General features: G+C 56.5%; 5 protein-coding genes. 1 reads left to right on the forward strand and 4 read right to left on the reverse strand.

Annotation, left to right across the window (positions count from 1 at the left end; translation table 11 throughout):
• Nucleotides 1-460: 460 nt before the first annotated feature.
• From RFM40_RS31270 to RFM40_RS31280, 3 genes are all read right to left on the reverse strand, one after another.
• Nucleotides 461-1,318 (reverse strand): sterol desaturase family protein, encoded by an 858-nt coding sequence (locus RFM40_RS31270; protein ID WP_320278888.1) that lies wholly within the window; start codon nt 1,316-1,318, stop codon nt 461-463.
• A gap of 722 nt (nt 1,319-2,040) precedes the next feature.
• Nucleotides 2,041-3,237, reverse strand: coding sequence for a methionine adenosyltransferase (gene metK / locus RFM40_RS31275; protein ID WP_320278889.1), 1,197 nt, complete (start codon nt 3,235-3,237; stop codon nt 2,041-2,043).
• Between the two features lie 56 nt (nt 3,238-3,293).
• Nucleotides 3,294-4,631: a serine hydroxymethyltransferase gene (locus tag RFM40_RS31280; RefSeq protein ID WP_320278892.1), complete on the reverse strand. Its 1,338-nt coding sequence runs from the start codon at nt 4,629-4,631 to the stop codon at nt 3,294-3,296.
• A gap of 848 nt (nt 4,632-5,479) precedes the next feature.
• Between RFM40_RS31280 and RFM40_RS31285 the strand changes: the two genes are divergently transcribed.
• Nucleotides 5,480-5,656: a hypothetical protein gene (locus tag RFM40_RS31285; RefSeq protein WP_320278890.1), complete on the forward strand. Its 177-nt coding sequence runs from the start codon at nt 5,480-5,482 to the stop codon at nt 5,654-5,656.
• On the opposite strand, the gene RFM40_RS31290 is transcribed toward RFM40_RS31285, so the two are convergent.
• Nucleotides 5,637-5,993 (reverse strand): hypothetical protein, encoded by a 357-nt coding sequence (locus RFM40_RS31290; RefSeq protein ID WP_320278891.1) that lies wholly within the window; start codon nt 5,991-5,993, stop codon nt 5,637-5,639. The genes RFM40_RS31285 and RFM40_RS31290 overlap by 20 nt on opposite strands.
• Nucleotides 5,994-6,633 lie beyond the last annotated feature (640 nt).

Genomic DNA, 6,633 nt, shown 5'->3' on the forward strand with positions numbered 1-6,633 from the left:
TTGCAAAGCCTCTGTGAATTTTCTGGAAGGAGCTGTTACAACGCTCAACCGAAACGCAACGCTATGCCGGAGACGATCCGAGGTGGTAGCGCGCTGATGGTGCCGCGCCACAGGGCGGTGCAAAACGGCTATTTGACCGGTTTGCACTCCGCCGTCTGACTGGTCTCAGTTGATTAACCGTGTCGTGAAGCAGATAACAGGTGCTCACCCTTGCTCCGTTAGACAGAGCGCGAGGCCCGAGAGGAATTGCTGGCTTGACGGTGCAGCGCCGGCGCGTCCATTTCCGGTCAATCTCGCCAACGCGGCAGCGCGATAGGAAAATTCCCTACTCTGCTGCCGCTCAGGCGCAACAGTCCTTGTTAGGCGGAGGCTCGTCGGGCGTCTGTGGGATATTCCAGATATGCACCATCGATGGCTTTCTGGCCTCGACAGTCAGATTGAGGCGTAAGCCTTCAGTCGTCTAATCCCTGGCCTCCACAGCATTTCCGACCTTGGGTTTACGCCAGCGACGTCGATCAAATGGGAACATAATGTAATCCCGCACGGTCAGCGGCTCGGGCTGGTTTCGCATGCCAACCTCCGGCCACTCATTCTTTTTTGGCCAGTATGCCGTTAGAAAAACCGTATCCCAAAGGGTTGTGAAAAACCCATAGTTTCGGTGCCGGTGATGCGCTTCCATCGAGTGGTGGATGCGGTGGAATTTGTTGTCGCCAATGATGTATCGAAGCGGCCCAAGATTGATGCGGGTACTGGAGTGCGAAAGATGGGCCTGGAACGTAATCAGCGTCATGGCAACGATGGGCACCACGCCAGATTCAAAATGAATCAGAGCGAGTGGCAGTGCTACCAGCGCTGCGTAAACGAGGGGTTCAGAGATGTGATGATTGCAATTCCATGCCGTCAATTCGCGGATCGAATGGTGCGTAGCGTGAAGCCGCCAGAGGAATGGAACAGCATGCTGAGCGCGGTGCATCCAATAGTAAAAGAAATCGCCAGCAATCGCGACTAAAACCCCGGAAAGGACCGCCAATCCACTGCTGACGATTGCGTTGTCAGAGTGGAGCAAGGTTGCGAAATTGATCGTTACCAGCGGCTTTACACCAAGCCAGGCCAGACCAACAGCGAAGAAGTGCCAAACAAACGCACCCAATCCGAGCCGAATAAGCCAATTCCGCACGCCTCGAGCGTATGAGGCAAGACTGTATCGATAGGCCGGGAAGGTGAACTCCAGCGCGGCGCAGATAGTGGCGAAGACCACCACCAGCTCGAGCGAGTTCACGAAGATCTGCGATATATGATTAAAATCGAGAATTTGCATTTGTTTGCTCCGGCGAATCGTTCAAGCTGCGCCAGCTTCAGGTCGGAACATCGAGGCAGTCATTTTCGTCATCAGGGCGAATCCAATGGTTGATAGATCTCCGGCGCGGCCCGATAAATTCGAGGTCGGCACCCGAATTTGTATCCGCGCAGAAAGTACCAATTGCACATAGCGGTCATGCAATTTGCTTTTCGTGCGCATTCAGCGCTGATTATTCTGTTAGTACGCGGGGCATCGCCGGAGCGGACTATGCGGGGTTCTCCTGGATTGGTAAAATCGATTGTTTGGATGAGACGTATCCGTTTCCTAAATGGTCGGAACAGCGCTTGGGCGAGTTGGCTTGCCCGAGGCGACAGGGGGCCAGTGTTGCGGCGACAACTCGCCATAGCAAAACGGTTTGCAAAAATCAGCGTAAGCGTCACGTGCACCGCACCGCTGGGTAGTTGGTTGACGGAGGCAGGTCAGATGCGGGCTGCATCGGGACGCTCACAAATCAGTAGCTCGGCGCGCAGGGTGTCGACGAGGCGACTTGCTAATGCATTGCTTTCGGGGAAGTCCGCGTCGTGCGCGATAATTTCGACGATGGCATCGTCGATTTAAAGCAGGTCACATTTCACCGTCAATGGCTTTCTTGGTTCGCCAATGGACCCCGGCTTTCTTCCTTGCCGGCCGGCCGAAGTCTGGTCATAGAAGGGTGTTGCGCGTCCTTTTGGCGCCGGGTTTCAAGGTGCGGCGAGCCCTGCCTCGCGCCGCAAATCGTCGGCTCTGTCAGTCCTCTCCCAGGTGAACTCGGGCTCTTCGCGACCGAAATGACCATAGGTCGCAGTCTTGCGGTAAATCGGGCGTAAGAGATCAAGCATCTTGATAATGCCCTTCGGTTTGAGGTCGAACAACTCAGGAATGAGCTGCTCGATCCTTCTTTCTTCGACCCTTGCTGTCCCGAAAGTATTGACCATGACGGAAACGGGACTGGCCACGCCGATCGCGTAAGCAAGCTGCACCTCGCAGACGTCCGCGAGTCCGCTTGCCACTATATTCTTCGCGACATATCGGGCGGCATAGGCAGCCGAGCGGTCAACCTTGGATGGGTCCTTGCCTGAAAAGGCGCCACCGCCGTGACGCCCCATTCCACCATAGGAATCGACGATGATCTTGCGTCCGGTGAGGCCACAGTCGCCGCGGGGCCCCCCGACCACGAACCGCCCTGTTGGGTTGACCAGAATTCTGGTGTCTTTCGTTTCCAGGTCGGTCGGCAGGACCGGCTTTATTATTTCCTCAATGACCCCCTCGCGAACTGTCTCTTGCGAGACCTGCTCATTGTGTTGCGTCGACACGACGATGGTATCCAGGGCGACGGGTCGCAAGCCCTCATAACGAACGGAGACTTGGGATTTCACGTCGGGGCGCAACCAGCTAGGATGACCTGCCTTGCGAACATCCGCCTGTCTTTTCGTCAAACGGTGGGCGAGCTGGATCGGCAACGGCATCAAAGTATCGGTCTCGCGGCATGCATAGCCGAACATGAGGCCTTGATCTCCTGCTCCCTGTTCGAGATCTTGTCCCCGACCTTCGTCAACCCCTTGGCTGATGTCGGGTGACTGCTCGGTGAGGGCATGAATGACGGAGCAACGCCGGCCGTCAAAGCCAACCGCCTCATCGTCGTATCCAATATCAACAATCGTATCGCGGGCCACTTGGCCGTAGTCGACCGTCACATCGCTGGTAATCTCGCCAGCCAGAACGACGGTTCCTGTCTTCACCAAGGCTTCACATGTCTTCACCAGGGCTTCACAAGCGACGCGCGCCTTCGGATCGAAGCGCAAGACTGCGTCGAGGATTGCGTCCGAGATGTTGTCGGCGAGCTTATCCGGGTGTCCCGCGCCGACCGATTCGGAAGAGAAAACGAACTGCCTAGCCATGAAATGCCTCGCTTCGGGTGTTGGAGTTTGCATGGTGCATTTTTGCTTAGCCCGACTTACCTGCGGGTGATGCCCGGGACCTCGAACGCAGCGCATAGGTTGGCAACGTCTTTTCGCACGCAGGCATGAACATCCGGATTGTTCGGCTGGCGACAGACCAGGTCAATAAAGGCAGCGATTTGCACCATTTCCCTCTCGCGCATGCCCATTGACGTCACCGCTGGCGACCCCAAGCGAATTCCGCTTGTAACCGCCGGATCGCGCGGATCGCCCGGCACCATATTAAAGTTCGTAATGATGCCCGCCTTTGATAATCGCTCGGCATAGGCCTTGCCCGACAGTGGTCGATCGCGCAGGTCAAGGATGAGCATGTGATTGTCGGTCCCCCCGGTAACCAGGTCATAACCTCGCTCAAGCAGCGCCTGGGCCAGAGCCTTGGCGTTCTTGACGGTCTGCTGGCCGTAGATACGGAATGCCGGGGTCGCCGCTTCCTGTAAGGCGACTGCTAGCGCAGCGATAACATTCATATGTGGCCCGCCTTGCAGGTGAGGGAAGACCGCGCGATCAATCCGCCTGGCGAGATTGTATTTGCTCTTCGGATGATAGAGCGCCTGATAACGGTCCTCATTCCTCGACAAAATGAAGCCACCGCGGGGACCGCGGATCGACTTATGAGAGGTGCTGCTGACGACGTCGCAATGGCGCACGGGATTCGGATGCGCTCCTGCCACAATCAGGCCGCTGATGTGCGCAATGTCGGCCACGAGATAGGCGTTCGCCTCCCGAGCAATTTCTGCCATTGCCTCGTAGTCAAAGACACGCGGATAAGCAGTTCCGCCGATCCATATGAGCCGCGGCCGTTCCCGCTTAGCTGTCTCGCGCAAGAGGTCATAGTCAATTTGCTGGGTCTTTTCGTGCAGCCCATAGGGGACTCGTCGGTAGTCTGTTCCGGAAAAGTTGATAGCCCAACCATGGGTCAGATGACCCCCTTCCGGAATGGGCAAGCCCATGACTTTGTCGCCGGGCTTCAAAAGTGCGCGATAGACAGCCTGATTGGCCGGCGAGCCGGAATAGGGCTGGACGTTGGCGTGTTCGCTTCCAAATAGCTTCTTCAATCGCTCGATGGCGAGGTTCTCAAGCTCATCGACGATCTCGTTTCCCGCATAATAGCGCGCACCTGGGTACCCCTCGGCGTACTTGTTTGTGAAAATCGACCCGGTCGCTTCGAGCACTGCCGAGGAGGCAAAGTTTTCAGAAGCGATTAGTTTGAGCGTCGTGTGTTCCTGTCGCTCTTGTCTCAGGAGCAGTTCGTGAACGCAGCAATCAACCGCAGCTAAGGAAGAGCGCCCGTAAGTGTCGGGCTGCGCGATGGCGCGCTCGGCAGAGTTGTCCATCATAGGCCGCGCTCCAATTGGATCGATCTATTTCACGATCAAGCAGGCTGTCCCCTTCGGCTGCTCGTTTTGTATCGCTTCGAGTCGTTGTAAGTCTCGTTCATGATGGCCATCGCAATGGGGCAGAAGATCGACTAGCAATTGGACCAGACCACCGTGCTTGTCTCCTGGTTTGAGATGATAGGAGCGCCACGGGCGCTGTTCGTTGCAGCAAAGAAAGTCGGCCCTGGCGAGTAGCCGGACATGTCGCACAACGCGATCGCGACGCAGATCCAAAATGTCTGCCAGCTCGCAGACTGTTAGGTCCGCATGGGCGCAAAGACCCAGGATTCGAAGGCGATCAAAATGCGCTGCCGCCCGTAGGCGACTGACCAGTGTCATCATTGTTCTGCATCAAGCCGCATGGAAAGAATGGACACTCGTTGCACTGAATTTGTCATTTAGCGTTCTCCGCAGATCTTGCAGCTTTCGAACGATTATCTCGTTGCTTATGTCACCAACCAACGCGCTGCGCGGTCGCGTGGATACCTACTTATTTCTACGCATGTAATTGTTTTGAGCCGACAGTGATTGAGTTGGAACAACCACGACGGAAGCTATTCTTGCTATTGCCTTTGGTCCTAGATTTCGTGCGGTTCGGCGGTCGCAGAATAGGAAGGACCGCGATTTGAGTCCTCTGGCTGGCCTGATACGTTGAGATAGCCTACCATTCACAGCGATTTCGGGGTGCTAAGAGTCTATGAATTTCTTTGAAGAAACTGTTGCAATGTCTGCTCGCCGAGATGCCGGTCAAGATGGGCCGAGCCGCATAGTTTCAACCAATGGGGCAACATGGTAGGGATGGAAGAATGCCAAAAACATCCTTGCTTCGAAGCGCACCGATCGTGGTACGGGGCCTGCGGCTTTTGGATTTTGAAGACATGCTCGATAAGATCAAGGCCAACAGTCGCAACAGCGCTGAGATGAACTCACAGGGCGTGAAAGCGCTTGACGGTGGTGCCTTGGTTACGCTCCAGGCAGCGTGACCGTCGACGCCACTTCGAAGACGTCAAGCAGAATTGCCAACCCGACGCCGCAGGCGGTCAGGATGAGGCCGGCCATGAATATGCGGTTGGCGCGTTCGTAGACGTGGCGTCTCAGCGAACTCATGTCGAGCAACAGCGATAGCGCCCGCATCTGCGAGGCTATGCCGACCAGGATTGGGACCACTGGGAACAGGTCGAAAAATCGCCACGGCACTGGGTTCGCCGCCCAATGTGTGACGAAACCCAGCGAAAACGCCAGCAATATGCCGACGACGGTGATCGTGCCGTTGCGGAAGACGGTCTCGATCGGTTCTTCCTTCGGGTTATGCTCGTCCAATTTCCTCTCTCTGCAGGTCTGCGCAGTCGTCGCACAGATGTGAACTGATCCCTAAGATCCTTCGAAGACTGGAGCTTGCCGACTTCGGGCTGGTGGCATCATCGGGATTGATCAATGAGTCAACCTCTTGATACGGGAAATGAGCAAAACTAAGTCGGCATGGGCGCGCAATGCTGACGACGGGTGCCAGTTCCGAGCGGGCCGCTGTTGGCGCGCGGTGCGGAGGGGAACGACATGAAGTTCCGTCTGACCGTATCCTAATCAGCGGCGTTGAGGCCGACGAGAAAGCGGCAGGCGGCATCATACAGGATATGGCTACACGCTGGCGGAGCCTGGCTTTCAAGCGATCCTCGACTGCATGCTCGATGCCGGCTGGCAGCGCGGCGGGCGTTACGGCGTCTGATCGCCGCCGACAACATGACGCAGAAGAAAACGCCAGGGTTGAAACCGAGTTGGCAATGGCGCGGGCGATGATGCGCGCCGGGAATCACTTATAGCTCGGTTGCCCTCCTCCACGGCAAACTCGCCAGGCAGGTGCCCTTCAAAATGTGACGCGATATATGCTGCTCAGTCAGCCCGTCTTAGGTTCGGGCTCCGGAGGCGGCGTGTTCGGGCCGGGGCAATCAGACAATTGCTCACA

The sequence above is a fragment of the Mesorhizobium captivum genome, from assembly GCF_033977165.1.
GTDB lineage: Bacteria > Pseudomonadota > Alphaproteobacteria > Rhizobiales > Rhizobiaceae > Mesorhizobium > Mesorhizobium captivum.